General features: G+C 68.4%; 20 protein-coding genes and 7 pseudogenes. 11 read left to right on the top strand and 16 right to left on the bottom strand.

Features of this window, described 5'->3' with window-relative positions; genetic code table 11:
- Together StrepF001_RS39000 and StrepF001_RS38995 are read left to right on the top strand one after the other, a co-directional pair.
- A pseudogene (locus StrepF001_RS39000) lies at positions 1 to 284 on the top strand (hypothetical protein); the annotation flags it as partial.
- Positions 281 to 1,366 (top strand): AAA family ATPase, encoded by a 1,086-nt coding sequence (locus tag StrepF001_RS38995; RefSeq protein WP_129802881.1) that lies wholly within the window; start codon positions 281 to 283, stop codon positions 1,364 to 1,366. The pseudogene StrepF001_RS39000 and the gene StrepF001_RS38995, both read left to right, overlap by 4 nt.
- A gap of 197 nt (positions 1,367 to 1,563) precedes the next feature.
- On the opposite strand, the gene StrepF001_RS38990 is transcribed toward StrepF001_RS38995, so the two are convergent.
- Positions 1,564 to 3,081: an IS1380 family transposase gene (locus StrepF001_RS38990; RefSeq protein WP_240797873.1), complete on the bottom strand. Its 1,518-nt coding sequence runs from the start codon at positions 3,079 to 3,081 to the stop codon at positions 1,564 to 1,566.
- Between the two features lie 184 nt (positions 3,082 to 3,265).
- Here StrepF001_RS38990 and StrepF001_RS38985 point away from each other — a divergent pair, with 184 nt between their 5' ends.
- Both StrepF001_RS38985 and StrepF001_RS38980 read left to right on the top strand, forming a co-directional pair.
- Entirely contained in the window at positions 3,266 to 3,706 is a 441-nt protein-coding gene (locus StrepF001_RS38985; RefSeq protein ID WP_240797872.1) for a site-specific integrase, read from the top strand.
- 557 nt (positions 3,707 to 4,263) lie between these two features.
- Positions 4,264 to 5,198: pseudogene (locus tag StrepF001_RS38980) on the top strand (IS256 family transposase); the annotation flags it as partial.
- 33 nt (positions 5,199 to 5,231) lie between these two features.
- Here StrepF001_RS38980 and StrepF001_RS38975 read toward each other — a convergent pair.
- From StrepF001_RS38975 to StrepF001_RS38965, 3 genes and pseudogenes are all read right to left on the bottom strand, one after another.
- Positions 5,232 to 6,122: pseudogene (locus StrepF001_RS38975) on the bottom strand (IS3 family transposase); the annotation flags it as partial.
- 7 nt (positions 6,123 to 6,129) lie between these two features.
- Complete coding sequence (locus StrepF001_RS38970; RefSeq protein WP_240797871.1) at positions 6,130 to 7,833, bottom strand: ISAzo13 family transposase; 1,704 nt, start codon at positions 7,831 to 7,833, stop codon at positions 6,130 to 6,132.
- A 68-nt stretch (positions 7,834 to 7,901) separates the two neighbouring features.
- A pseudogene (locus StrepF001_RS38965) lies at positions 7,902 to 8,248 on the bottom strand (transposase); the annotation flags it as partial.
- Positions 8,249 to 8,323: 75 nt separating this feature from the next.
- Here StrepF001_RS38965 and StrepF001_RS38960 point away from each other — a divergent pair.
- From StrepF001_RS38960 to StrepF001_RS38935, 5 genes and pseudogenes are all read left to right on the top strand, one after another.
- A pseudogene (locus StrepF001_RS38960) lies at positions 8,324 to 8,620 on the top strand (transposase); the annotation flags it as partial.
- A gap of 1,010 nt (positions 8,621 to 9,630) precedes the next feature.
- Positions 9,631 to 10,005 (top strand): annotated as a pseudogene (locus tag StrepF001_RS49770) (transposase); the annotation flags it as partial.
- Between the two features lie 200 nt (positions 10,006 to 10,205).
- Positions 10,206 to 10,721 (top strand): hypothetical protein, encoded by a 516-nt coding sequence (locus tag StrepF001_RS38950; protein ID WP_129802878.1) that lies wholly within the window; start codon positions 10,206 to 10,208, stop codon positions 10,719 to 10,721.
- A gap of 100 nt (positions 10,722 to 10,821) precedes the next feature.
- Positions 10,822 to 12,255 carry a flotillin family protein gene (locus StrepF001_RS38945; protein WP_129802877.1) on the top strand — a complete coding sequence of 478 codons (1,434 nt, stop codon included), beginning with the start codon at positions 10,822 to 10,824 and terminating at the stop codon, positions 12,253 to 12,255.
- A gap of 423 nt (positions 12,256 to 12,678) precedes the next feature.
- Positions 12,679 to 12,975 carry a hypothetical protein gene (locus StrepF001_RS38935; protein ID WP_240797870.1) on the top strand — a complete coding sequence of 99 codons (297 nt, stop codon included), beginning with the start codon at positions 12,679 to 12,681 and terminating at the stop codon, positions 12,973 to 12,975.
- A gap of 105 nt (positions 12,976 to 13,080) precedes the next feature.
- On the opposite strand, the pseudogene StrepF001_RS38930 reads toward StrepF001_RS38935, so the two are convergent.
- The 3 genes and pseudogenes from StrepF001_RS38930 to StrepF001_RS38915 form a co-directional block, all read right to left on the bottom strand.
- Positions 13,081 to 13,483, bottom strand: a pseudogene (locus StrepF001_RS38930) (hopanoid C-3 methylase HpnR); the annotation flags it as partial.
- Positions 13,484 to 13,635: 152 nt separating this feature from the next.
- Positions 13,636 to 14,001, bottom strand: coding sequence for a histone-like nucleoid-structuring protein Lsr2 (locus tag StrepF001_RS38920; RefSeq protein WP_240797869.1), 366 nt, complete (start codon positions 13,999 to 14,001; stop codon positions 13,636 to 13,638).
- A 669-nt stretch (positions 14,002 to 14,670) separates the two neighbouring features.
- The gene (locus StrepF001_RS38915; protein ID WP_129802873.1) at positions 14,671 to 15,912 is read right to left on the bottom strand and encodes a cation:proton antiporter; all 1,242 of its coding nucleotides are present in this window, start codon (positions 15,910 to 15,912) and stop codon (positions 14,671 to 14,673) included.
- 311 nt (positions 15,913 to 16,223) lie between these two features.
- Between StrepF001_RS38915 and StrepF001_RS38910 the strand changes: the two genes are divergently transcribed.
- A complete protein-coding gene (locus StrepF001_RS38910) occupies positions 16,224 to 16,652 on the top strand; it encodes an STAS domain-containing protein (RefSeq protein WP_129802872.1) in 429 nt (142 codons plus the stop codon).
- Between the two features lie 33 nt (positions 16,653 to 16,685).
- Here the strand turns inward: StrepF001_RS38910 and StrepF001_RS38905 are convergent, their stop codons facing one another.
- From StrepF001_RS38905 to StrepF001_RS38890, 4 genes are all read right to left on the bottom strand, one after another.
- Positions 16,686 to 16,946, bottom strand: a complete 261-nt coding sequence (locus tag StrepF001_RS38905) for a hypothetical protein (protein ID WP_240797868.1) — start codon at positions 16,944 to 16,946, stop codon at positions 16,686 to 16,688.
- Between the two features lie 19 nt (positions 16,947 to 16,965).
- Entirely contained in the window at positions 16,966 to 18,264 is a 1,299-nt protein-coding gene (gene nhaA, locus StrepF001_RS38900; RefSeq protein WP_129802888.1) for a Na+/H+ antiporter NhaA, read from the bottom strand.
- Between the two features lie 256 nt (positions 18,265 to 18,520).
- On the bottom strand, positions 18,521 to 20,038 hold the full coding sequence (locus tag StrepF001_RS38895) for an alanine/glycine:cation symporter family protein (RefSeq protein WP_129802870.1): 1,518 nt from the start codon (positions 20,036 to 20,038) through the stop codon (positions 18,521 to 18,523).
- A gap of 474 nt (positions 20,039 to 20,512) precedes the next feature.
- Positions 20,513 to 21,571, bottom strand: coding sequence for a helix-turn-helix domain-containing protein (locus StrepF001_RS38890; protein WP_129802869.1), 1,059 nt, complete (start codon positions 21,569 to 21,571; stop codon positions 20,513 to 20,515).
- Between the two features lie 236 nt (positions 21,572 to 21,807).
- On the opposite strand from StrepF001_RS38890, the gene StrepF001_RS38880 reads away from it, so the two are divergent.
- Positions 21,808 to 22,332, top strand: a complete 525-nt coding sequence (locus StrepF001_RS38880) for a hypothetical protein (protein WP_165396503.1) — start codon at positions 21,808 to 21,810, stop codon at positions 22,330 to 22,332.
- Between the two features lie 214 nt (positions 22,333 to 22,546).
- Here the strand turns inward: StrepF001_RS38880 and StrepF001_RS38875 are convergent, their stop codons facing one another.
- From StrepF001_RS38875 to StrepF001_RS38855, 5 genes are all read right to left on the bottom strand, one after another.
- Positions 22,547 to 22,888: an STAS domain-containing protein gene (locus StrepF001_RS38875; RefSeq protein ID WP_240797867.1), complete on the bottom strand. Its 342-nt coding sequence runs from the start codon at positions 22,886 to 22,888 to the stop codon at positions 22,547 to 22,549.
- A gap of 171 nt (positions 22,889 to 23,059) precedes the next feature.
- Entirely contained in the window at positions 23,060 to 24,190 is a 1,131-nt protein-coding gene (locus StrepF001_RS38870) for a site-2 protease family protein (protein ID WP_129802866.1), read from the bottom strand.
- 109 nt (positions 24,191 to 24,299) lie between these two features.
- Positions 24,300 to 25,688 carry a Na+/H+ antiporter NhaA gene (nhaA, locus tag StrepF001_RS38865; protein ID WP_129802865.1) on the bottom strand — a complete coding sequence of 463 codons (1,389 nt, stop codon included), beginning with the start codon at positions 25,686 to 25,688 and terminating at the stop codon, positions 24,300 to 24,302.
- 32 nt (positions 25,689 to 25,720) lie between these two features.
- Positions 25,721 to 26,182 carry a CBS domain-containing protein gene (locus tag StrepF001_RS38860; RefSeq protein ID WP_129802864.1) on the bottom strand — a complete coding sequence of 154 codons (462 nt, stop codon included), beginning with the start codon at positions 26,180 to 26,182 and terminating at the stop codon, positions 25,721 to 25,723.
- Entirely contained in the window at positions 26,169 to 26,585 is a 417-nt protein-coding gene (locus StrepF001_RS38855) for a DUF3040 domain-containing protein (protein ID WP_129802863.1), read from the bottom strand. The genes StrepF001_RS38860 and StrepF001_RS38855 overlap by 14 nt, the downstream gene beginning before the upstream one ends.
- Positions 26,586 to 26,588: the final 3 nt, after the last annotated feature.

Genomic DNA, 26,588 nt, shown 5'->3' with positions numbered 1-26,588 from the left:
CGAACCGCCCGCTTGGGGAAACACTGTTGCGGATGACCGAAGCGGCGGCCTGGTGCTCCGCCGACCCGCTGTGCGCGGAGCACGCCGGGCAGGGCTTCGGCAACCTCAACCGGGCCGCCTGTCACGCCTGCGCCCTGTTGCCCGAGACCAGTTGCGAGTCCGGCAACACGCTGCTCGACCGCGCCCTCGTCGTGGGCGGTGAACAGGTGCCCGGCTACTTCGAGCCGATCGTCACAGCCGCCCGCGCAGCGGCTGCCGCAGCCCTGGAGCAGATCACCTCATGACGCTCACCTATCTGGATCTCATGCCGGAGCAACGGTCCGCCCTCGACAACCTGCCGTTCGACGGCAACCATCTGATCAGCGGTCCGCCCGGCAGTGGCAAGAGCCTTCTGGCAGCCCAGCGCGCCGTGATGCTGGCGCTGACCGGCACCCCGGTCGTCCTGCTCACACGCTCCCATCTGCTCCACCAGTCCTTGGCGTCCACCGTCCACGCGCTGGGACCCAGAGACCGCAGTGTTCGTGTGGCCACAGCGCACTCATGGCTGGACAACTGGTACGGTCCCAAACCTCCACGTGCCGAGGACGGCTGGTACGACTGGCCGGCCTTCTACGAGCGAGCGGCCGAAGCCGAACGGGACCCCGGTCTGACCCTGATCATTGACGAAGGACAGGACCTGCCGCCCGAGTTCTACCGGCTGTGCAGGCTCCTCGGGGGCCGCATCACCGTGTTCGCCGATGAGTGCCAGCGGCTGACCGACACGAACTCCACTCTTGAGGACATCGCCCAGCGCCTCGGCAACTGCACCCGCGTCGAACTCGACGGCAATCACCGGAACACCCGCCAGATCGCCGCGTTCGCCGCGCACTTCCACACGGGCGCCGGCATGCCCGCCGTCCCCGACCGGGAGGGGCCGCCACCGCGCGTGCACAGGCTGCCCGAACGCGGCGCAGCAGACTTGCTGATCACGCTGGCACAGCAACATCCCGGCCACACCATCGGCGTGATCGTCAACTCCCGGCACACGCAGTTTTCCCTGCTCGGCAGCCTGGAGAACAGAGCACCATGGCTGAAGCCCCAGCTGTACACATCCCAGGCAGTGAAGGGCCGCTACCGCACCCTGGACCTCGCCCGCCCGGGTATCGTCCTCGTCCACCGCGCCAGCGCAAAGGGACTGGGTTTCGACACGGTCGTCATCCCCGACACGCACACCGACGAGGCTGCCGATCCCACCTCGGCGGCCCTGCGGATGACCTACTACGTGCTGGCCACCCGTGCCAGGCGCGAGCTTCACCTCGCCTACGAGGGGGAGAACGAGCCACCGCTGCTCGCCGAGGTGAGCCCGGGCGAACTGTTGCGCGGCTGACCGAGCCGTGTCCCGCCCAGCGTGCCGGTGTGGTCATCACTCTCCCTGCCCGGCCTTCTCCAACCTCGTGACCGCATCGTCGAGATGGCGAACGACCAGCAACGATGTCCTGTCTCGACGAGTCATCCTCCGGCCGGAGCCGGGGCAGGGGGCCCGCGGCGGCTCACCCCGGATCCACCGGCTTGATTTCGGTGTGATCATTCCGGGGGTGTTCGAGTGGTCTGGCGGCTGATCTGCGGTTTCGGGCAGGGAGTATCCGCTGGTCTGCCCAGCTCTTCCACATGTCCACAGTTCTCGGGCCCGTTCGGGCGGGTTGGGCAGGGCGTGTCAGGCGGTCGGTGGTGGCGCGTGCGCTGCGCGGAACAACTGGCTGAAGTCCTCGCTCCAAGGCCAGCGTTCGGGCAGGTGGAGGGTGAGTCGGCGGGCGAGCGGGCGAGGCGGGCGGGCACGTTGATGAGGTGGTCGCGGATCGTTGCGGTGGTCGCTCTGGCTGGAACGCGAGAGGCCAGTGCGTTCGGCGGCGCGGGTGAGGTTGTGGGCCAGGGCGGCGAGGGTGAGCCAGGCGGCATTCGCCTGGAAGTATCCGGACGGCGCATGCGCGAAGCGCTGTTCTTGATGTCCGCGATCACTTGTTCCACCACAGCGTGCCGCCGGTGATCACGCTCGGCGTCCCTCAGGGAGAGCGGAGAGTCGGTGAACGCGGCGTGGTAGCGCCAGGTGTCGAAGAGCGTGCCTGCCCGGCGGCCTGGGCACCAGTGCCCAGGCGTTTGATCGCGACGCACCATCAGACGGGCGGTGACCTGCTGTTTCTTCGGTTTGGAGGTGAAGGCGGTGTAGGTGGTCTCGGCTATCTCGGCGTCCGAGATCCAGCACTGGCCCTCCTCGTCCCAGACGGCTTGGGGTACTTGATCGAAGTCCAGGCGTCGTCGTCGATACCTGCGACTCGCGGCCTTGACGGAGGCGTTCATCCGCACCGTGATGGAGAAGCGGGCGTTCAGGGACCGGCAGGCGCCCACGACGTCGGCGCCGTAGAACGCTGAGTCGGCCCGCACCACCAGCAGGCCGCTTGCGCCGCAGGCGCGGGCGGTGCGGATGGTCTCGGCGACGAACGCGGCCGCCCCGCGTGCGGAGTTCGAGGGTCCTTTGCGCAGCCTGGTGGCGGCGATCACCGGGGCGGCCAGCGGTGTGGAGACGACGCCGAGCAGCGCGTTCACCCCATTGACCTTGCTGTATCCGTATCCGGTGCCCTGCTTGGCGTAGCCGTGGGTGCGGCGGATGGTGTCGTCGATGTCCACGTGGGCGACCTGGTCCGCGCCGGGCAGCAGCGGGGTGTGCGCCGCGAGACGGGGCAGCAACCGGCGGGCTACGGCGTGCAGTGCTTCACGTGGCCGTGGGTGAAGGAGCGCAGGAACGAGCCGAGCGTGGACGGGCCCGCACTCCGGTGAACAGGCGGGGCATCGCGCCGTGCGCAGCCGGTCCATGTCCTCGATGCTATCCGCACCCGCGACCATGCCGCCCACCAGCGACATCAGCTTCGCCGCCGGGAAGGCGCCGATGCCGTCCTTCGAGCACGGCAGGTGGATGTGCTCGTCGGCCAGCGCGGGCAGACCGCACCGCTCGGCCAGCCGCACCACCGGCCCCAGCCCGCCGTACGCGATCAGATTCGGGTCATCGAACGCGGACGAGACCGCCGCCGCGGCATGGGAGGATTGCATCTCAGAAGTGCCTTGCCGATCGTGCGTGCTGGAAGCCTAGAGAACTCCCATCATCGCAGGTCGCAAGGCACTTCCTCGTTTCTCGGAAGGCCATCCACAGGCATCAAGCCGGTGGATCCGGGTTCAGACGTTCGTTCATGGCGTCAATGAAGAACGGCTGTACGCTCTGCTTCTGCTGTCCCTCATGGGTCTACGTCCGGCCGAAGTCTGCGGCCTCCGGTGGGAAGACGTCGACCTGGACAACGCCACGATCATCATCGCCAACACGCGCACGATGATGGGCAACCGGTACGTGGTAGAGAAGGACACCAAGTCCCTGGCCGGTGAGCGGGAACTCCCGGTGCCCGCTCCGGTGCTGGCTGCCCTCAAGTTGTTCAAGGCCCTGCAGGCCAAGGAGAAGCTGGCTCTGGGCGAGGCTTACAGAGACTCCGGCTATGTCTTGGTGCACGAGACCGGAGAAGCCTTCACGATCAAGCAGCTCCGTCGACGCGCGTACCGGCTCATGGCAATCCTCGGTCTCCGTCGAGTCCGTCTCTACGACGCTCGTTCGTCTTGCCTCACCTACCTGGCCAACAGCGGCGTGCCAGACCACATCCTTGCGCGGTGGGCGGACATACGAACGTGAAGACGACCAAGAAGTGGTACGTGAAGCCGGACGTCGAGGATCTTCGCGGAGCCGCCACAATGTGGGGTGGCTTGCACGGGGGTGCGACGGAGGGGCAAGCGTGAGCCGGGCGGTCTTCCAGCCGAGCGACTTGCCAAGCCGTATGGCCCGCAAGATCGAGGTGGACTCGGAGTTCGGCTGCCGGCTGTGGACCGGTAGCTGTAATCGGGAGGGCCCGTCCGGCTACGGCACCGTTGCCTACCAGGGGAAGACGGATTCGTTCACCGTGTGGTGTTCAAGCTGCTGGTTGGGGAGATTCTGGAAGGTTTTCAGGTGAGTCACGCCGAGCCACGGGGATTCCACCACGCTCGATGCTGCAACCCGCATCACCCTGGAGCCGTGACGCGTGAGGAAGCTCTTCGACGTCGGGACTGGGGAGGGCGGTTGCGTCCTGAGAAGTGGTGTACCGGTTCCCACCTGATCCGGGCGTTTGCCCCGGCGTCGGAGTGAGTGCCCGGATACAAGAACGGCCACCGGCTGATCTTCGAGATGTCGAAGGCTCGAAGGAGATCAGCACGATGACCGCACCCGACAGTCTGCCCCTGCACGCCCTCGCCGAAGACAACCTCGCCGCGGCGAGTCCCGATCTGCTGCGCGCGATGGTCAAGACGTTCGCCGACGCACTCATGTCCGCCGAGGCAGACGCCCTCTGCAACGCCGAATACGGGCAGGTCAGCGACGAGAGAGTCAACCACCGCAACGGCTACCGCCCCCGCGAGTGGGACACCCGGGCGGGCACCGTCGAACTCGCCATCCCCAAGCTCCGCAGCGGCAGTTACTTCCCGCACTGGCTCTCGAAGCCGCCGAGGGCCGAACAGGCCTCATCAGCGTGGTCGCCACCGCCTACTGCTGGGTGTCTCACCCGCCGCGTCGAGAAACTTGCCGAGTCCCTCGGCGTCACCAGCTGTCGAAGTCCAGGTCTCGCGATGGCCCGGCACTTGACGAACAGGTCGCGGCGTTCCGCAACCGGCCCCTGGACGCCGGGCCGTATGCGTTCGTCTGGGTGGACGCGCTGACCCAAAAGGTCCGCGAGGGCGGACGCATCATCAACGTCCACGCCTTGATCGCGGTCGGCGTCAACGCCGACGGCCACCGCGAGATCCTCGGCCTGGACGTCGCCTCCAGCGAGGACGGCGCCGGCTGGCTGACCTTCCTGCGCTCGCTGATCGCCCGCGGCCTGTCCGGTGTCCAGCTGGTCGTCTCCGACGCCCACGCCGGCCTGGTGGACGCGATCGGCGCGGTCCTGCCCGGCGCCTCCTGGCAGCGATGCCGCACCCACTACGCAAGGAACCTGCTCTCCCAGGTCCCCAAATCGGCCCAGCCATGGGTGGCCACGCTGCTGCGGACGGTCTTCGAACAGCCCGACACCGACGCCGTCCAGGCCCAGATGCGGCATGTGCTGGACGCCTTGGAGGCGAAGTTCCCCAAGGCCGCCGAGCACCTCGATGGGGCCTTGTCCCCGAGGGGTGGACACCTGTTCGTGTCGTTATGCGGCGAGTGTCAGCGTAGCTGACTGCTGCTCGTAGGCGATCGGTGCCTGGTGTCCGTTCGCCGAGTGCCGTCGGCGGGTGTTGTAGCGGGTGGTCCAGCGGAAGACCGCCAGGCGGCAGGCGCGGGCCCCGTCGAAGCGGCGGGCGCCCTGGAGCGTCTCACGTTTGAGGGCCGCGTTGAACGACTCGGCGAGGGCGTTGTCCGCACTCGTGCCGACCGCGCCCATGGACTGCCTGACACCCAACTCGGCGCATACATCGGCGAATTCGCGAGAGGTGTACTGCGCTCCGTGATCGCTGTGGAATACGGCTCCGGCCAGGCTGCCTCGGGTCGCGGCGGCAGCCCTGAGCGCGTTGCTGACCAGCGAGGTGCGCATGTGGCTGGCGATCGACCAGCCCACCAGACGGCGCGAGAAGCAGTCGATCACCGTCGCCAGATACAGGAACTCGCCGTCGCCCACCGGCAGATAGGTGATGTCCCCGACGTATTTGGTGTTCGGCCCGCTCGCGGTGAAGTCGCGCCGGAACAGGTCCGGCACCGGTGTGGCGGACGGTTCGGGCACCGTGGTGACCTGGCGCTTGCGCAGTCGCAGCCCGGTAATGCCGTGCTTGCGCATGACCCGCCCGACACGCTTGTGGTTCACGCGCTCGCCCTGGTCGCGCAGCTCGGCGGTGATCCGCGGGCGGCCGTAGGTGCCGTCCCACTCGGCGTGCACGGCCCTGATCCGCTCGGCGAGCCGGGCATCGGCCCGCTCGCGCGCGGCACGGGCATCACGGCCGGCCCGCCATTTGTAGAAGCTGGAGCGGGCGACCTCCAGCACAGCACACAACCGCTTCACGCCGAAGGCGCGGTGGTGGTCCTCGATGAAGCGGAAGCGGTTCAGGAGCCGTCAATTAACTACTGCCTGACTTGATGCTGTTTTCGTGGGCGGCGATCGCGTTCTGGAGGGCCTCGAGCGTGCGGGGCGGGTGGGTCCGCCGGGGCCCGGCGAGGGCTGCATCGAGGTCGGAGCCGGCGGCGAAGGCCAGCAGGGGCATGGTCCGGTGGGCGTGGTAGCTGAGAGTGTTGCGGTCGCGGCCGAGCAGGCGGGCCGTCAGGGTGAGGGTGACGGTGTTGCGGCGGCTCAGGATGGCGGCCAGGACGCGGTGGCGGTGGTCGAGGAAGCCGAAACCGGGGTTGTATCCGCGTCGGTTGATGCCCTTCCTCTTCTGGCGCTCGGCCTCGGCCAGGACGCGGCGGAAGGGCTCGAGCTCCTCCACGAGGTGGTCGAACTGCTCGCGGGACAGGCCGGTGAGGGCGGGGTGGGTGAGCAGGAAGGTGGCATCGTTCGGGATCGGGGGTGCCTTGGCCTGCTCCGGCTCGGCCGGTGCTGCTTGCTGAGGGTCGCAGGGGACGATGGTGTAGTTCCACTCGCCGTGGAACTCGTCGCGGTCGACCCGCTGCATGATGGCCTTGCGCTCGGCCTTGGTGAGCACGCGGCCGGTGGGGTAGTCGTTCTCGTCCAGTGCGGCACTGACGGTCAGCCCGGTGCTGGTGCGTGTGGCCGAGATGGTCTGCAGCAGTACCTCGTAGCTGGTCAGGGGCTGTCCGCGTAGGCTGTGGGTGATCCGGGAGAACAGACGGTGTTCGACCTTGTTCCATTTTGAAGTGCCGGGCGGGAAGTGCATGACAGTGACACTCAGCCCGCACTCGTCGGCGAGGGCGGCCAGGCCCATCTTGAACAGGTGGGAGTCGGCCGAGTTCGCCCCGCCGGAGTCCGCGGTGACCAGGAGCCGGTCGGCGCCGGGGTAGTCGAGGCGGCCTTGGCTGTTCCACCAGCGGCGCAGGGACTCCACCGCGAAGGCGGCGGTGTTGCGGTCGGTGCCCACGTTCACCCAGCCGCTGTCGCGACCCAGGTCGTAGATGCCGTACGGGATGGCGATCGGGGTGTCGGGGTCGACGAAGTCGTGGTCTGGGGCGATGAGCGGTTGTCCTTTGGGGCGGTAGGTGCGGCCGGGGCGGGTGAAGTCGCCGATCGGCTCCTTCTTCTTCGCGTCCACGCTCACCACCGGAAGGCCGCGGGCCAAGAAGGATTCGACGGCGGTGTTGATGTGACGGAACTGGGCGTCGCGGTCGGGCACGTGGCTGCCGGCCCTCGTCTTGGCCATGCCCTGCAGGCTGAAGCCCATCGCGTGCAGCAGGTCTGCGACGACCGGGGCGCTGACCGGGTGGCCGGCCTCGGTCAGCTCGCGGGCCAAATCCCGCAACGAGGCGGTGGTCCAGCGCAGTGGGGAGACCGGGTCGCCGACCTCCCGCGGTTCGATCAGCGCCTCGAGCGCGGGTCGCAGGCCCGGATCGCGCTCGGCCGCCGACCTGCGTCCGCCGCCAGGCCTTCGCACCCGCCCAAGTACCTCGGCCCCGGCGGCAAGCTCGTCCCGCCCGCGTGCGACGGTCGACTCCGAGACTTCGGCCAGCCGGGCCACGGCCGCGATCCCGCCATGCCCCAGAGCTTCGGCCTCAGAGGCCAGATACAGGCGCCGTTGACGCTCGTCCAGGTGCGGCAGCACCGCCGCGAACTTCGTATCGAGGACCGTCAGGGTCTTCTCCGGTATCGCCACGAACGTCCATCTACCATCCCGCGCAACGAAGTTGGGCTAAAACCCGCAGTAATTCGCTTACGGCTCCTCACCAGTTCATCTCGGCGGCGAAAAACTTCGTCGCCTTGCGCAGGATGTCCCGTTCGGTGGCCAGTTTCTGGTTCTCCTTGCGCACGGTCTTCAGCTCCGCGCGCAGGGCCGCGATCTCGGCCTCCAGCTCTTCCTTCGTGGCCTCGCTCACCGGGACGTCCTTCGTGTTCGTGCTCGTGGTGCCGCTCTCACCGCGGCGGGCCCGCTCGGCCCGCACCCAGTTGCGCAGTGTCTCCCGGCTGATCCCCAGATCCTTGCCGATGCCCTCGAAGGTATGGCTCGGGTCCGACAGGTACAGCGCGACGGCGTCCGCCTTGAACTCGGGCGAGTAGACCTTCATCACCATAAGAGATCCCTCCTACCCGGCCCCTGCCGGGGCCGGGATCGAAGGTGTCCACCACTCGGGGGCAGACCCCATGCCGCCCAGCACGAGCTGCTGGCGTTCACCGCCTTCCCTCGCGAGATCTGGCGGCAGATCTGGTCGAACAACCCGCAGGAACGGCTGAACAAGGAGATCTGGCGCCGCACCGACGTGGTCGGCATCTTCCCCGACCGCACCGCCCTGATCCGCCTGGTCGGCGCGGTCCTGGCCGAGCAGAACGACGAATGGACCGAGGCCCGCCGCTACATGGGACTCGACCTGCTGGCCAAGGCCCGGCTCCACCCGATCGAGTCAGAAACCGACGAGACCGTCCTGCCCACCGAACTCACCGCATAGCCTCAAAGACGAGATCACCGAGTGGCCGTCGATACACCACTCCAGCGGACGTGACCGCGAGGGCACGCTCCCGGAGGACCCACTGTCGAGACGGTCACGAGTACACGCCGCAGAACACGTACCTGGACCCCCGAGGGTTCCGGCAGTGCCGGGCCTGTCGTAGAGAGAGGGACGAGAGCCGTTAGGTTGGGACTGGCCATGTGAGATCCCGTGAGAGATGAGAGGGTCTGACGGGTGAGCGAGACACCACCGAACACCCTGCAATACCGCTTTGACGGGCCAGAAGACGCACCTGTCCTGATCTTGGGTCCCTCACTGGGTACCACATGGCACAGGTAGTCGGAACCGTCTCTTGGCGTCCACGTGATCCAGATCGCTGCCGTTCACGCAGGTGGGGCCTTTGTGGTCCAGGTGCGTCGACGGTGTTGGTGACAGGAACGTGACACGTGATGGTCGCTGAGGCCCCCTGCCGTGCACAGGCGCAGGCGCTGGCAGGGGGCCTCGGCGTTCCTCAGCGGCGAGGTCCGTTCCTCGATCTTGCTGCGGCGTCTGTGCACGCCTGGAGTGCTCACGGCGGGCGGCGCTGCTACTGGGCCAGCCGCTGAGGATCGGCCCGAATGGCGGCACGTTGGTGGCCTGCCGCATGGTGCACACAGCCGCGGAGGAGCCGTACCGGTCGTGACGCAGCCTGATCCAAGATGTCGATCTGTGTGCCGCGTGGCGATCGGCCGGAGCGAGATTCAGGGTGTTCCGAGAGTTGGGCTGAGCATGCTCGGTATTTCGGGGTGGTGACGCTGTGACGGGCGGGAGGATGGGGGTGCTGTCCCGGGTCCGGGCCTGACTCCTGACATCTCTGACCGGCGTGTCTGAATTACACAGTGTCGGCCGTTGGCCGGGGGTGGTGCGTTGTCGGTGCCGGGCTGGCGGGGTGTGTCCCGATAGGGGCTTGCCGATCGTTGTGGCGTCCTCACGATTCTGACCGCCCGGCGCGGCCCGGTACCGGCAACGCGATGCGCCATCGGACCGGAAGGGGAAGAGGCATGTGCAGTTCGACACTGTCCGGTACGACGCCTGCTCCGCGGGCCCGCCGTCGTCGCCCTGCGGGGGAGGTGGTGCTGGGCGTGGACACGCGCCGGGATGCCCATGTGGTTGCGGTGCCCTCTGCGATGGGGGCGATGCTTGCCACCGGCGAGTTTCCGGCCACCGCGGCGGGATACCGAGATCTGCTGAAGTGGGCCAGGAAGTGGGGAGCCGCGAGGCGGGCCGGGGTGGAGGGGACCGGCTCCTACGGGGCGGCCCTGTCCCGCTGTCTGCTGATCCAGGGCATAGACGTGTTCGACGTGAATCGGATGGACCGGGCAGATCACCGTCGGCGTGGCAAATCGGATCCGCTCCCCGCCGCCCGAAGGCGGCGAGGAGCGGGATTGGCTCTGCCCATGAGGGGCGGAGTGCCGACAGGGGCGGTGAAGGACACGGCATCAAAGCCGCGTAAAGATTGCCGGAATGAGGCAATGTTTTCGTCGGCGCTCGCATGTGAGCATGCGTTCACCGGCACGGTGGCCATGGGGGAAGGTGGTGAACGCGGATGGCCTGGTTTCTCGGTCTCGGCATCGCAGGGGTCGTACTCCTCGTGCTGTCACTCGTCTTCGACGGTGCCCTTGAGGGGCTCTTCGGCGGCGTGGACGCGCTGGACGGTCTTCTCGACGGGTGGCTGTCGCTTCCGGTCATTGCCGGGTTCGTCTCCATGCTCGGCTTCTCCGGTGCGATCGTCATGGGCACCACCGGGCTGGGCGTGGTCGGCGCCACCGCGATCGGAGTGCCCGTCGGCGTCGGCACGGGCTGGCTCGCGTATCGCCTCAGCCGCGCGCTGCTCAGCGACCGGTCCGGCGCCGCCCCGCGCAACGACGACCTGATCGGCGCCTCGGGCTCCGTGGTCACCGCCATCCCGGCCAGCGGCTACGGCGAAGTGCTGGTCCACCTGGCCGGGCAACCGGTGAAGCTCGCCGCGAAGAGTCCGACCCCGGTGGCGCGAGGAGCCGAGGTCTGGGTGGAGGAGGCGCTGTCACAGACAGCGGTCTCCGTACGCCTGGTGGAACACTGACCCACCGCATCGCTGCTCACGGCGCCGATTCAGCCGTGCCCTTTCGTCCACATGAACCGTATCGATCTGCCGTCCCCTGGGAGGGCTGAGGGGAATCATCATGAGTCCTGTCGTCATCGCCGTCATAGGGGTCGTCGTACTCCTTGTGCTGCTCGGTCTTGTCGTCGTCACGCGCTACAAGGTGGCGGGTCCGAGTGAGGCGTTCATCGTCACCGGGCGGCGCGGCAAGAAGGCCACCGACCCGGAGACCGGCCGGGTGTTCACCGACAACAGCGGCCAGAAGGTCGTTGTCGGCGGCGGCGTGTTCGTCGTGCCGTTCGTCCAGCAGAAGTTCACCCTCGACCTGTCCTCGCGGCACATCCCGGTCGCCGTGCGCGGCGCGGTCACCCTGCGCGGGGTCAAGGCGCATCTCGAAGGCGTCGCGATCGTCAAGGTCGGCGGCACCGAGGATTCCATCCGGGCCGCCGCCCAGCGGTTCCTGATGCAGCAGGACGGCATCGTCGGCTTCACCCAGGAGGTGCTCTCCGGCGCGCTGCGCGCGATCGTGGGCCGGATGTCGGTGGAGGACATCATCCGCGACCGGGCCGCGTTCGCCGGGCAGGTCGCCGAGGAGGCGGAGGCCAGCCTGTCCGGGCAGGGCCTGGTGCTCGATGCCTTCCAGATCCAGGACATCACCACCGAGGGCTCCTACCTGGAGGACCTCGGGCGCCCGGAGGCCGCCCGTGCCAAGCAGGAGGCGGACATCGCCGAGGCCGTCGCGCGCCGGGCCGCCGAGCAGGCACGGCTGAAGGCGGAAGAAGAGATCGCCGTCGCCCAGCGGACCTTCGCCCTCAAACAGGCCGAGATCAAGGCCGAGACCGACGAGGCCGCGGCCCGCGCCGCGGCGGCCGGTCCGCTCGCCGAGGCGGCCCGGCAGCAGGAAGTGCTCACCGAGCAGGAGAAGGTCGCCGAGCGGCAGGCCGCGCTGACCGACCGCGAGCTGGACACCAAGGTCCGCAAGCCCGCCGACGCCGCCCGCTACCAGGCCGAGCAGGAGGCCGAGGCCCGCCGGATCGCGCTCGTGAAAGAAGCCGAGGCCACCGCCGAGCGGGCCAGGCTGACCGGTGAGGGCGAGAAGGCGCAGCGCGCCGCGCTCGCCGATGCCGTACGCATCGAGGGCGAGGCGGAGGCCGCCGCGATCGGCGCCAAGGGTGCCGCCGAGGCCGAGGCCATGCAGAAGAAGGCCGACGCCTTCGCCCAGTACGGCGACGCGGCCGTGCTGCAGATGCTCGTCGAGGTGCTGCCGCAGGTCGTCGCCAAGGCGTCCGAGCCGCTCAGCGCGGTGGACAAGATGACGGTCATCTCGACCGACGGCGCCACCCAACTCTCCCGCACGGTCGCCGACAACGTCGCCCAGGGCGTCGAACTCCTCAGCTCCACCACGGGAGTCGACCTCGCCGAGCTGCTGAAGGGCATCACTCAGCGGAGCGTTGGCACGCAGCCCGCTACCACGGCGCCCACCGACGCCAACGGAAAGATCGAGATCGCCGGCTGAGGAGGCCGGGCGGTACAGGCAGCCCGGACGGCCCATCACCGTCCTGGGCAGCCTGAGGCGCCGTCCCCCGACGGGGGAGGGGACGGCGCCTCGGCCGTGACCGACGAGGGGTTCTACGGCCCACCCGCGCGACGTCATCCCGAGCAGGTTCCACTGTGCTCACCATCGACGAGTACGCCACACGCACCAACCCCTCCAGCACGGTCCGCTACGGCTGGCACGGCGGCATGCGTCGGTCCGGGAGATGCTCACCGGCCTCACCCTGATGGGTATCCGCCTGTACACCCTGGCGACCGGCCGTTTCCTGTCCGCCAACCCGATGCCCGGTGGTAGTTGCAACGCCTACGACTACGCGTGCGCCGACCCCGTCAACGATAGGGAGCACGTCGCCGGCTACGTGACCTGCCCATGGAGATGCCTCATATGCTTCCCGCCGTGATCGCTTCCGGGATCGCCTTCCTCTGCCTCACTTTGTGGTGCTCCATTACTGTCACCCGGATACGGGACATACCAACCTGGCGCAGGTTCCTGCCGATTTCCCTTTTCCTGATCGCTGCTGCAGCCAGCCTGCTGCGGGCGTTCGGCGTTGCGGGAGTGGCGGACGCCTTCTCCTTCCCCTTGAACCTGGCGGTCGTCCTCCTGTCCCTCCGGGAGATTCGCGGTAGCCGCCGCAGGCGTGAAGTCGATCCTTCTGTACAGCAGATCAACGGCAATCAGTAGTTCTCCATCTCGGCGGCGGATTCCCGTGTTCAGTGACGCGCGCCCGGCCCAGTAGTCGTGCGGTGGCCGTGGATGCCCGAGCGCGGCAGCGGCCTACACTGCTTGTCAGGCGTTGCGTCGCCCTGCCGAGCGAGCGTGGACGTACAGCGTGCGGCGGTCGCCGATGTTCAGGTGCTGGGCAGCGGGAGTACGTAGCGCACCGGGCGACGGTGGTCGGCCAACTGCCGTGCGGGGTTGTAGACACGGTTGAACTTCCACTGCATGCGGGCGAGTTGATCTGTCCGCGGGCGAGGTTGCGGCCCGGTACGCGCAGGGCGCCCATCGCGGTCCGCAGGCCCAGGTGCTTGTGGTTGATGACCGCCTGGGTCTTCACCAGTTCGCGGTAGAAGTCGTCCAGGGGCAGGGTGGTGGGCACCACGGCGTGCTGGATGTCGAAGAGCCGGTAGTCGCGGGTGATGAGCCTGCGGGATTCGGTGTGCCAGATCTCGGTTCCGGGGCAAGGCGTCAACCGCATGAAGCGAACCGGGCGGTGGCCTGCCGCTTCGACAAGCTCGCCGTCCGCTTCGAGGCAACCGTCCTCATCGCCGCGATCAACGAATGGCTGTGACCTGCCCTAAGGGTCAGCTGAGTGTCGTTGACCGGTACGGCCAGATCCGGCGATCACAGTGATGCTTCGTACGCCTCGCGAACGGGGGCAGGGATACGCCCTCTGTCATTGACGAGATAGCCGTTCGCGCGGGCCCAGAGACGTATCGCCTCGTCCTCCGGACTGTGATCGCGCATATGGCCCCCGGCGGTTTTGCTCGCGTTCCCCCCTTCCAGTTGGTCCGCTACATCCTGGAAGAAGGCGAACAACGAGGTGTGTTCGCCTTCTTTCGGGGAGGATCCCTCGGCCCAAGATCCGATGCTTCCGGTGCGCGTGTTCAGGAACTTCCCGTGAAAGCCGTCGCTTTCCGAGGAGATGGGCACCCACTCCCGGCGCCAGGACGGGTAGTCAGGGTCTTCGGACGGTTCCATCTCCTCCATGGCCATCTTGTGGAAGTAGACACGTTCGATGTCCGTGAGACCGAGAAGGAGTCCGCCGTTGGGGATGACTCCCTGGCACCCAGCGTCACCAGACACGATCGGGCATCAGGTTGTCTGCCGGTATCGATGTCGTTCGCCAAAAGCCATTTCCGCATCTCCCTCGGCAGTTTGAGGCCAAGGCGCATTTCGGCTTCACTGATGGCCATTGGGTTCCCCGGGCCGCCGAGGGCAGCGAAGACGCCAGGGGCGTGCTGCTCAAGCCACGCGGTCACCCGGCCCCACGCCTGTCGTACGTCTCCTGCCTCGTACATTGGAATTCCACTCACGCGCGATCTCCAGCTCGGTCGGGCGCAGACGAACACGGAGTACTCCCCCGGTGCTGGGCCCCCGGGGACCGCAACCCGGGCTTCCAGGTTGTGAAGTCGTCTATCGGAGGAATGGGTGGCCGCTGATCATCCATGGGCAGACCGTACGCGGGGCCACGGACACCGAATGATGTAGGGGCCCGTTCTGCTGCGGGCCGGCTACGGCGCTCAGCCACATCCACCCAGCACACCAACGACTTCTAAAACACGCCCCAGCAGGGCGGACATCTGTTCCCGTCCGACGATCCGGGCTGCGTCGAGTGCGTCGCCGCCCGTCGATGCGGTGGGGTAGGGCCTGGCCAGGTCATGGGCGCGCGTCGGCGTGGTTCTCCGGGGTGTGGATGCCCGTGTCCTTGTGTGGCTCCGGGATCCCGGCCAGTCCGTCGACGTCGAAGGCGCGGGCGATGGGCACGTCCGTCGAGCTGTGCGCGATGATCGAGAACGCGATGCACACGGCGATCAGCGTGAACGCCTCCTCGGCCTGCGGGATGCCGGACTGCAGAACCAGCAGACCGTAGACGACCGATGCGAAGCCCTTGGGGCCGAACCAGGCGGCCACCAGCTTCTCCTTGCGGGAGAGGCTCGTGCCGAACAGCGACAGCAACAGCGAGGCAGGGCGGATCAGCACGATCGCGAGGATCACCGCCATGTAGCCGCCGAAGGAGAGGTCGCCGAACAACTGCGGGGTCAGCAGCGCGCCGAACACCAGCAGCGCCGCGAACTTCGCCAGTTCCGCCAGTGCTTCGCCGAGCGGCTCGAAGGACTTCTTGGCCTCCTGCGACACGTGCGCGAGGGCCGCGCCCGCCGAGAACGCCGCCAGATATGGGTTGGCGTGGGTCAAGTGGCAGACGGCATACAGGATGATGCCCGTGGCCAGCGGCAGCAGCGGCTGCAGCTTCGGCTCGGGGCCCAGCAGGCGGAAGCGTACGAGGCCGTTGACGAGCAGGGGCAGTGCGATACCGAAGACCAGACCGAGCAGCAACTCGACGGCGATCTTCATCGGTGAAGCCTCCGCGCTGTCCGTGGTCGGGCCGGCGGCGGCAATCAGTACGAGGACCACGGGGAGGGCGAGGCCGTCGTTGATGCCGCTCTCCACATTCAGCAACTGCCGTAGCTTGGCCGGGACTTCACGGCGGCTCACGATCGCCGAGGCGAACACCGGGTCGGTCGGCGCGAGCACCGCGCCGACCAGGAACGACGTCGTCCAGTCCAGACCTACCAGGAAGTGCGTGATCAGAGCCATGAAGACGAACGCGAGCGGCATGCCCAGGCCGAGGGCGCGAGCCGGGTTCTTCCAGTTGGCCCGCAGCTTGGGCAGCGAGACGTGCATGCCGTCGGTGAACAGCACCGCGAACAGGGCGAGGTCGGCCGTCGCGGCCACCATCTCGCTGTCCGGCGTGATGTGAATCAGTCCGAGGAACCCGTCGCTGACCAGTGCGCCGCCTACCAAGAAGAGGAAGGAGGTGGACAGCACGGTCCGCGCCGCCAGGCCCGACAGCAGCACCGCCACCAGAAGCGCGACGCCGAACACCACCACGAGCACCATGGAGTACGCCCCGATCGGAAGAGAGATCTGTCCCCTTGCTTGCCGACCAGGCTTCCCGGCACACCAGGCGGAACTTTACACATCCTTGATGCGTCTTTGACAGATCACCAACAGGCACCGCAGAGGTCTGCAGCCTGCCGCATTCCGGCAACGTCATGGGCGCGGCATGCCGTTTCGCTGCCCAGGACAGAGATCGCGAATCGGACACGGATCGTTCGAGGCGGCGGCGGAGCGGGTAGGGCGCTAGGCTGATCGTCAGGTGCGCCGGGAAGTCTGGTCGGCAGTCAGTCGCCGTCCGCCCTGGAGCCCCGATGCCAGAGCCGTCTCACGCCGGGAAGCCCTACGGCCGCGGTTTGCCGTGGAAGCCGGGAGGCCGACTTTTCCATTGGTTCCTGCGCCGGCGAAGCAGCTCCACCTCCGCCCCCGATCATGTCGTGGTACGACTCTCTGGGGAGGTCACAGCCGAGAACGCCGTGCGCATCGGAAGGCGTCTGCAAAAAGTGCTCCGCAGGCATCCAGCGGTCCTGGAGATCGACCTTGAGGGCGTGACGTACGTCAGCAGTGACGGTGGCGCAGCGTTCTTCATGGCGTTGCGTACGGCGCGGGCCTGCGGTGCGCGGGTGATGGTGACCCATGTGCGCCGTCAGCCTCATGGCGCTCTCGACCAGCTGGGGCTGGGAAAGATCCTCGACGTGCAGAAAGAGAATGGGCCGCTCGGGTCACGCGGCGGCGATCAGTAGCCGGTTCGGCACTTCGCCGTGAAGGCCGGTCAGTCAGCTCCTGGAGCGTCGTCCCATCACTTGGGCAACCAGGAGACCGGCCAGCAGCGCCCATGCCACTGCGCCCATTCCTCCATACGGCCAGCCGAGGGCGCTCACAGCGAGGGCTGTCACCGAACCGCCGGCCAACGCCACGCCGTCCCTGACAAAAGCCCATTCCCGGCGTGCCGTGCCGGGGTCTCGGAACTCCAGCACCGCGGTCTTGATGACCAAGGCCGCAATCACGATGGCGACTGTCATCACCGAGGGGTCCACACGCCCGCCTCCTTCCATCTCAGCGTTCAGTGGCGGCGCTTCGCTGGTAGATGTCGGGGATGCCGTCGTGGTCCTCGTCGCGGGTCTCCTCCTCGTACAGGCGGCGGTAGATTCCGTTACGGCGCTTGATGAGCATCGCGGCCAGCCCTGCCGCGGCCAGCGAGCCGATGAGGACAGCGGCCTTGACCGGTTCGGCAGCGGCCGGATCGGGGAAGGCGAGTTCACCGATCAGCAGTGCGACGGTGAAGCCGATGCCGGCCAGCGCGGAAAGCGCGAAGACGTCGGCCCAGGCCAGTTCGGGATTGAGTTGAGCACGGGTGAAGCGTGCGGCCAGGTACGTTCCCACGAAGATGCCGACAGTCTTGCCTGCGATGAGTCCCAGGACCACACCGAGCGGTTCCGGCCGGGTGAACACCTCGCCCAGGGAGGCCGCCGAGACGCCGACACCGGCCGCGAAGAGCGCGAAGAGGGGTACGGCGACACCTGCCGAGACGGGGTGCAGGAGGTGGGAGGTGCGTTCGCCGGGGGAGAGGTCCTCGCCCTTGTCGCGGGTGGTGCGCAGGATGAGACCCATCGCCACGCCGGCGACGGTGGCGTGGACGCCGCCGTTGTACATCAGCGCCCAGATCGAAATCCCGAGCGGGGCATACCACCACCAGCCGCGGACACGGAGGCGCTGGAGCAGGTAGAAGACGACGAGGCCCGCGAACGCTCCGCCCAGGGCTGCGAAGTTCAGGCCGCTGGTGAAGAAGATGGCGATGACCAGGATGCCGCCGAGGTCGTCGACGACGGCGAGGGTGAGCAGGAAGGCGCGGAGCGCGGCGGGCAGGTGGGTGCTCAGTACCGCGAGCACGGCCAGGGCGAAGGCGATGTCGGTGGCCATCGGCACGGCCCAGCCGTTCAGACTCCCGCCTCCTACCGAGGCGGTGATGGCGTAGAAGGCGGCGGGGACGATCATGCCCGAGATGGCGGCGATGACCGGCAGGGCGGCGGTGGCGGGGGTGCGCAGTTCGCCGACGACCAGTTCACGCTTGAGCTCGATGCCGGCGATCAGGAAGAACAGGGTGAGCAGGCCGTCGGCGGTCCAGTGCCCGATGGAGAGGTCCAGGCCGAGTGCCGGTATGCCGAAGTGGAAGTCGCGTATGCGCTCGTACGTGTCGGCCCAGGGGCTGTTCGCCCACACCAGCGCGACCACGGCTGCCGCCAGCAGAACCAGCCCGCCGACCGTTTCCGTTCTCAACGCTTGGGCGACGGCTGTGCGTTCGGGCAGCGGCAGGAGACCGAGGAAGGGGGAACGCTCGCGCGGCGCGGCAGCCATCAGGAAGACCTCCGGGATCGGCATGAGGGCATACGAGCCCCTGACGCCGACCAGACTTCCCGGCACACCGCGCGGCCCTCACAGCCCTTTCAAGGGCTGGTCATGACGCGTTCTTAACACCCTAACTGGCGCCTTCGTATGCCGCCAGATGCCCTTTCACCTGCTGAAATGCGCGAGACGGCATGACGAGCGGGCCCGTCCACACCAAGGCGCGAGGTGTGCACGAGCCCGCTCAGGAGCCGGGCCGCGGGGGCGGTCAGACGGTGGTCTTCACCGACTCCTGGTCTTCGTCCTCGTCGCCCTGACCGGCCTTGCGGGCACGGACGAACTCGAGGAAGGAGTTCAGCTCGCGCTTGACGACCGGGGCGAGGAGGTAGAGGCCGATGATGTTGATGACGGCGAGCATGAAGAGCACGGCGTCGGCCAGGTCGATCAGTGTCTGCAGCGTCAGCAGGGAGCCGGCGACGGCGAAGACGGTGTAGACGACCTTGTACGTCAGCTCGCTGGTCCTGCTGCGGCCGAAGAGGTACGTCCACGCCTTGAGGCCGTAGTAACCCCAGGTCAGCACCGTGGAGATGGCGAACAGCAGCACCGCGACGGTGAGGATGTACGGGAACCAGGGCAGGACCGTCTCGAAGGCGTCCGAGGTGATCGTGACACCGCCGATGTCCTTGCCCAAGCTGGCCGGGTTGGCGACGACGATGGTCAGCGCGGTCATCGTGCAGATGACGACCGTGTCGATGAACGGCTCCAGCAGCGCGACCAGGCCCTCGCTGGCGGGGTGCTTGGTCTTGACGGCGGAGTGGGCGATCGGGGCGGAGCCGAGACCGGCCTCGTTGGAGAACGCGGCCCGCTTGAAGCCGATGATCAGCGCGCCGAGGACACCGCCCGCGACACCCTCGGGGTTGAAGGCGCCCTCGACGATCGCGGCCACGGCGTCCGGGACGGCGGTGACGTTGACCAGGATGACGGTGAGGCAGGCGACGATGTAGATCCCGGCCATGGCCGGGACCAGCCGGCTGGTGACGTTGGCGATGGAGCGGATGCCGCCCAGCAGCACGATGCCGACGAGGGCGGCGATGAGGATGCCGAAGAACAGGGCGCCGGCGGAGGAGCCCAGCGCGCCGTCCTCGCCGCCGGTGACGGAGACGAGCTGCGCGTAGGACTGGTTGACCTGGAACAGGTTGCCGCCGAAGAGACCGAAGAAGAGGATCATGAAGGAGGCGAGCACCGCGAGGACCTTGCCGAGGGTCTTGCCGTTCTTGCCGAAGCGCTCGGTCAGCCCCTTGGGCAGGTAGTGCATCGGACCGCCGGAGACGGTGCCGTCGGCGTGCACCTCGCGGTACTTCACACCAAGAGTGACCTCGACGAACTTGGTGGCCATGCCGAGCAGGCCGCACAGGATCATCCAGAAGGTGGCCCCGGGGCCACCGATGGAGACGGCGACGGCGACACCGGCGATGTTGCCGAGGCCGACCGTGCCGGAGACGGCGGCGGTCAGGGCCTGGAAGTGGTTGACCTCGCCGGCCGACCCCTTCTCGTCGTACTTCCCGCGCACCACGTCGAGGGCCAGCCGGAATTTGCGGAGCTGTACGAACCCGAACCAGCCGGTGAAGACGAGACCCGCGACCACGAGCCAGGCCACGATGAGGGGAAGGTCCGTACCTCCGACACGGACGGAGTAGAAGACGACTTCCCCGAGCCAGGTGGCTATGGGCTCGAAGAATCCGCTGACTGCTTCGTCGACGGACGTGGTGATGGAGTCGAGTGACACTGTGGCTACCTCAATGGCGCAGGATCGGCGCATGGCTGCGCCGGCAACATGTGCGGTCTTTGAGCGAACGCCGTTGTCCGATCGGCGACCCGGGGTGACGTGTCCGCGGACTCGGAGCGTGATCACCCTGGTTGTGCAGCCGGCTTGTGCGCCGACGCTCCACGTGGCAGCAGGGGGTGGCGCCACCTGCGGAGTTGCGCTGTTCTACCACGACCTTTACGAGTTCTTTAGTGACGTAACTCACGCGACCGTCAGTAATCACCGAAAGTGCCAGCGAGCGAGACTAGACCGTTATGTGGAGATGCATGTCCGTTCATCGGACACGTATCTCTGCGTGGTGAGACGGCCAAGAACGGTTGATTGCGATCCCTGCCCAGGATGAGGCTCTCCACGCGCGTGTCATCGCACGGCGGCGCTGCACCGCCACGAACATGTGCCCTGATGCCGTGCGCATCTCCGGCGTGGCCCCCGCCGTCAGAGCGCCTGCTCGGGCCAGTCCAGCAGACGGGCGCCGATGACCGCGGTCTGGAGCATGTACCGGTGCGCCGGGTCGGCAGGGTTGGCGCCGGTCAGTTTGCGGATGCGTTCGAGACGGTAGGTCAGCGCGCGGACACTCAGGTTCAGGCGGCGGGCTGCCTCGGCGGCCACGCAGCCGGAGTCGAAGTACGCGGTGAGGGTGTCCAGCAGGACCTCCGCGCCGCCGCGGGCGGTGGTGAGCGGTCCGAGGGCGCCCTGGACGAGGTCGGCCATGGCCTGGCGGTCGCGGGTGAGGACGGGATAGACGAGCAGGTCGGCGGCGCGCAGGACGGGATCGTCGAGGGCGAGGCGCTCGGCGAGTTCCAGGGCGTTGAGGGCCTCCTCGTAGGAGTGGACGACACCGCCGGGGCCGGGCCGGGGGCGGCCGACGGCGACCCGGCCGCCGTCGGTGGCGACATGCGCCTGCTTGGCGAAGGAGGAGAGCACCTGGTCCTGGTCGCCGGGCGCGATGCACACCAGGCGGCCGTCCTTGGTGGTGAGCAGGATGTCGCGGTCGCCGAAGCGGGCGATGAGGGCCTGTTCCACCTGGCGGGTGACCGGATCGCCCTCGTCGTACGGTGCCGGCCCCTGAGCGACGGCGACGGCGTGGGCGTGGGACAGACGCAGGCCGAAACGTTCGGCACGTTCGGCGAGGCGGCCGAGGTCGCTGCGGCCGTACAGGAGGTCGTCGATGAACTCCCGGCGGGCGGCCTCCTCCTGGCGTACGGCGAGGCGTTGCGCGCGTTCGTAGCCCTCGGCGAAGGCGTCGACGGCCTGCTGCACGGCGGCGAGCGTGCTGTCGGCGGAGCCGGGGCTGCTCGGCCAGGCGGCGCGGGTCGCTGCCAGGTGCGCGCCGACCAGGGCACGCAGTCCGAATCCGGCGTCGGCGGCCCGTTCGCCCAGGGCGCGGCGGGACTCGATCTCGTCGCGGGTCAGACGGCGGCCAGTGGCCGAGACGTCGGCCAGCAGCTGGGCATAGCCGTCGAGGTAGTCCTCGGGTATCGCGGATTCCGCCATCTGCCCCCGCTTTCCTGATGCCCCGTTGACGCCTTCTTGACGGCGTCCGGCATGCAGACCCTAGTGAACATTGCCGGGAACCGGCAATGCGCCGATGCGCCGTGCCCTTGCACCATGGATGTCGGGGAGCACCGCGGATTGCTCCGGTGCCGGACATCTGCCGGTGTCCGGCACCGGAGCCCGAAGGGAGCCGTGCACCTGCGGCAGGCATGGCGTGCGGGAAGGGGGACTCGGCCATGGGGACGTTTCTCGTCGCCGTCACGGGACTGCCGACGATCTTGTTCACCGTGGCCTTCGTCGTGGTCGTGTGCTTCTGGCTGCTGGTCGCCGTGGGCGCTGCCGCGGCCGACACCTTCGACCCGGACGCCGACCTCGATGCGCTGGGCATGGGCGGGGTGCCGGTGGCGGTCGCTGTCTCGCTGCTGACGGCGTTCGCCTGGGTGCTCGGCACCGGCGCGGCGATCCTGCTGGTCGCGCACGGACCCGCCGGGATGACCGGCGGTCTGCTGCGCCTGTCCGCGTCGGGTGCGGCCCTGTTCCTGTCCTGGGGGCTGACCTGTCTCGTCGTACCGCCGCTGCGACGCATCTTCGTTCGGCTGCCGCATGGCCTCCGCTTTGAAGAACCCGGGACGTTTGTCGCCGCCGCGGAGATCGGCGTCGGCGACGGTCCGGGTGCGCGCCGCCAAGGCATCGGAGTCGTCCGGCGTGTGTCGTCCCCCGCTCCGGAGGGACCGCCCGAGACACGTGACCGCGCTGCTTGACCTACGCCTCGGCCAGGATCTGGGGCATCGCGCTTCCGCTGTTCGTCAACGGACGAGTGCGCTTGTGGTCGCTGGGCGCGGAGGTTGACCGGCGAAGCCGGGGAGGCACGTCCGGACGAGCCGCGCCTCTCAACCGGCGCTGACACGAATACCGGACCGTGAGCGAGCTCGCGGCGCTCTATCGTCGTGGCACGGACCATCAGGGTCTCGCCGGTCACTCCTCGATGGCCACAACGGCGTCGAAGCCGATGTCGCGCAGGGTGCGTTGCACGGTGCGGCGGGCTCCGCGGACGTGGAGCTCGACGGGCTCCGGCAATGTGGTGGCCACACGGAGCAGGGCGTAGGCGCAGGTCAGGTCCAGCCGGGTGAGGCCGCTCATCTCCAGGTTCCATACGTGGGCATGGCCCAGTCGGGTGTCGGCGAGCTGTTCCTCCAGCTTGCGCACCATGTGTGCGTCCAGGGTGCCGTTGAAGACGAGGGTGGCGTGGTGTCCGTCGGTCGTCAGAGTCACGGGTAGGGGCGGCTGCTCGGTGGTGGGTCTGGAATCAGCTGCCACGGCGACCTCCTTGTCGGTCTGCCACGGGCCGGCGAGGGCCAATTGTCGTGTCGGAAAGCGTTGCTACGGCTGCGTCCGAGATGCCCTGCCGGGCTCAAGACGGGTGCGTGGCACGGCCACCGGTCCGAAGGCGCCACCCGCGTGTCCGGCCCGGCGCGAGCCGTGCGGTGGTCATCCGGCTCCGTCCTTGCGCAGCCGGCGGCGCTGGACGAGGCGGATGATGTCCCGTGCGGTGATGATGCCCGTGAGGCGCCGGCCGTCCAGGACGAGGATCGGCAAGCCGTCGCGCGGGCGGAGCTTTTTGAGTACGTCCTCCAGGAGCTCGTCCGGCGCGCAGGTGGTGCACTGCGCCACGGGAGTTGCCACGTCACGCAGGCGAGATGTCTCCCGTCGCGGCGTGGGCAGTTGCGACAGCAGCGGCATACGGAGCACGCCGCTGGGCCGCCCCTCGAAGTCGAGCAGGGGCAGCGTCGAGTGGCGGGCGTCGATCGCCGGTCCGTCGATGAAACGCTGCACGGTGAACCAGTCGGGAGCGGTCTCGACGGGGCTGGACATGGCGTCAGCGGCTCGTAGGCCGCCCAGAGTTGCGGCCAGGTAGGCCTGCTGCCGCTCGGCCCTGGCGACGATCATGACGAAGAAGCCGATGAGGGCAAGCCACAGTCCGCCCCACGCGCCGCGCAGGAACAGGATCCAACCGAGGACGATCAGCAGGACGCCGAGCACCTGTCCGCTGCGGCCGGCTGCCTGTTCGGCCCGTTCCCGGTCTCCGGTGCGCCACCACATCACGGCCTGCACCAACCGTCCGCCGTCGAGCGGTGCGGCGGGCAGGAGATTGAATACGCCCACGAGAAGGTTCGCCCATCCAAGCCACACCAGGACAGCCGCGGGCAGCTTCCAGCCCAGTCCCGCGTCCAGCCCTGCCCCCGCACCGAGTGCTGTTCCGCCGACGACCAGACTGGTGAGCGGCCCGCTCACGGCCACCAGGAAGGCGGCCCCCGGTGCGGGCGGCTTGTCCATCTCGGTCATGCCCCCGAGGGCCCAGAGGGTGACGTTGTGGACGGGGATGCCCTTGCGCCGGGCGGCGACAGCGTGTGCTGACTCGTGCGCCAGCAGGCTCAGCAGGAGCAACAGAGCGCCGATCAGTCCGGCGACGGTGTAGGCGGTCGCCGACTGTCCCGGGATCCAGGCAGGAAGCGTCCCGCTGCCCAGGCTGTAGCCGAAGAGGAACACCAGCAGGGGGACCGTCCAGTGGACGCGCAGGGGTACCCCGAGAACGTGTCCGATCCGTAGCGAGCTGTTCATCACTGTCTCCTGCCGACCCGATCCGGGAGGCCGTCCGGGTGAGCCGGTGCGGCGCGCTGGGCTCCTTGTGATCGGCCGTCTGACGAGGTGGCTTTGGCGAGCATGGTGGTCATCCGGCGGCTTGGGGCGGATGGTCGGGGCCGCGCTTGCGGTGAGAGCGGTCTGCCTTCGGGGTGTCGGGAGCGAGGTCGCCGCCGTGTCGTGTGGTGACGTCGTCGGTCTGGTAGATGTCAGGTATGCCGTCGGCGTCCGTATCGGCGGTCTCCGCCTCGTACAGTCGCCGGTACTTGTTGTTCCGCAGCCTCAGCAGGAGGCATGCCACGAGCGCGGCGGTCAGTGATCCGAGCAGGACCGCGGCCTTGATCTGTTCCTGTTCCGCCGGGTCCGGGTAGGCCAGTTCGCCGATCAGCAGCGAGACGGTGAAGCCGATGCCGGCGAGCATGGCCAGGGCGACTACGTCCGCCAGGGCGAGGTCTGGACCGAGCTGGGCACGGGTGAAACGGATGGCGAGGTAGGTTCCGCCGAAGACGCCCAGGACCTTCCCCGCCGACAGCCCCAGCGCCACGCCCAGTGGCTCCGGGCTCGTGATCACGGCTTCGAGTGTGCTGCCGGACACGCTCACGCCGGCCGCGAACAGAGCGAAGAGCGGTACGGCCACTCCCGCGGAGATCGGCCGGACCAAGTGGGCGATGTGTTCGGCCGGGCGGTGTCCCACCTCTCCGTCCTTGGCGACGCGCAGCAGCAGTCCCATCGCGACTCCGGCCACCGTGGCGTGGACGCCGCTGGCGTGGGTCAGGCCCCAGATGACCAGAGCCAGGGGGATGTACCAGTACCAGCCGTGTACGTGTTTTCGCGTGTGCAGGTAGAAGAACAGGCCGAGCCCGAGGGCGGCGCCGAGGAGGGCCGGGAGGTTGATGGATGACGTGTAGAAGAGGGCGATGACGATGATGGCGCCCAGGTCGTCGACGATCGCGAGGCTCAGCAGGAAGGCGCGCAGCGCGGAGGGCAGGTGGGTGTCGATCACGGCGAGCACGCCGAGGGCGAAGGCGATGTCCGTGGCCATGGGGACGGCCCATCCGTTCCAGGTTCCTCCTCTGGCCGTGGCGACGATGCCGTAGAGGAGGGCGGGTACGGCCATGCCGCTGAGTGCCGCGACCACCGGCACGGTCGCCGTCTTGGGGGCGCGCAGTTCCCCCACGACCAGTTCGCGTTTGAGTTCGGCGCCGGCGACGAAGAAGAAGATCGCCAGGAGCCCGTCCGCCGTCCAGTGGGCCACGGAGAGGTCCAGGCCCAGCGCCCCGATGCCGAAGTGGAAGTCCCGGACCGCCTCGTAGGAGTTCCTCAGCGGCGTGTTCGCCCAGACCAGCGCCGCCGCTGCCGCGGTGAGCAGGACGATACCGCCGACGGTCTCCGTGCGGAGAGCGTCGGCCACGAAGGTGCGCTCCGGCAGGGGGAGACGGCCGAGGAACGTGCGGGGCCTGCCGTTGCGGTGGGGCATGCGGTCGGATGCCTTTCGGGCGGTGCGTGCGGTCAGACGGTCTGGAGTAGGCGTTCCAGGAGGCGGGTGGCCGTGACCACGCCGAGGAGGCGAACGGGCTCCCCGGTCGGCCGCTCGACCACCGCGATGAGGGGGCTTCGGCTGCGGGCCATCACCTCCGCGAGTTCGACGGCCGTCCAGTCGGGGCCGGCGGTCGACAGGAACGGCCGGCCCACGGGGAGGCAGTCGGCGACCGTACGCCCTCGCAGGGCGTGGCAGAGCCGGTCGGCGTGCGGCTCGTCGATCACGCCGGCCAGGCCGCGGTCCTCCTGCACGTAGCCGGGGACCAGGGTCCGGACCACATCGCAGGCGGGCAGGGCCGCGTACGGCTGCCCCGCGGAGTCCGTCACCAGCAGCCCCGGCAGGCGCCGCTCCACGAGCAGGCGTACCGCCTCGATGGCATCGGCCTCCGTGCTGACCGAGACGTATGGCTCTGCGAGATCACGTGCGCGCACAGGTCCCCCCTGGGTATGCCGCCGGTAGGTCGGTGGGCAGTCGTCCGCCGCCCGGGTCCGGGCCGCGCGGGCGTGGCGCTGTCCTCGGTGAGGAGCGGCGCTGGGTGTGTACGGAGCCCGGCACCAGGCCCTTCTGGGGTGGCGGGTCCTTGTCGACCGGGTGCGGATTGCTGCTGAGCACCGCGGTGAGGACGAGCCCCAGGAAAGCGATGATGGCGCAGACCGTGACGGCGGTTCGCCGCCAATTGCGCTTCTTCTCTTCGCTGTCAGCGGGCTGTGCTTCGGGTTCGTCGGGGAACTGCTCGTTGAGCGCGTCCATGGTCGCGGCCAGGGCGGGATCGTCCTGGGCGAGGCGTCGTTCGAGCTGTGCGAGGACGCGTTGCTCATCCATCTCGGGGTTCATGCC

The organism is Streptomyces sp. F001, from assembly GCF_004187715.1.
Taxonomy (GTDB): Bacteria; Actinomycetota; Actinomycetes; order Streptomycetales; family Streptomycetaceae; genus Streptomyces; species Streptomyces flavusporus.
This window is presented reverse-complemented; position numbering and strand designations above follow the sequence as displayed.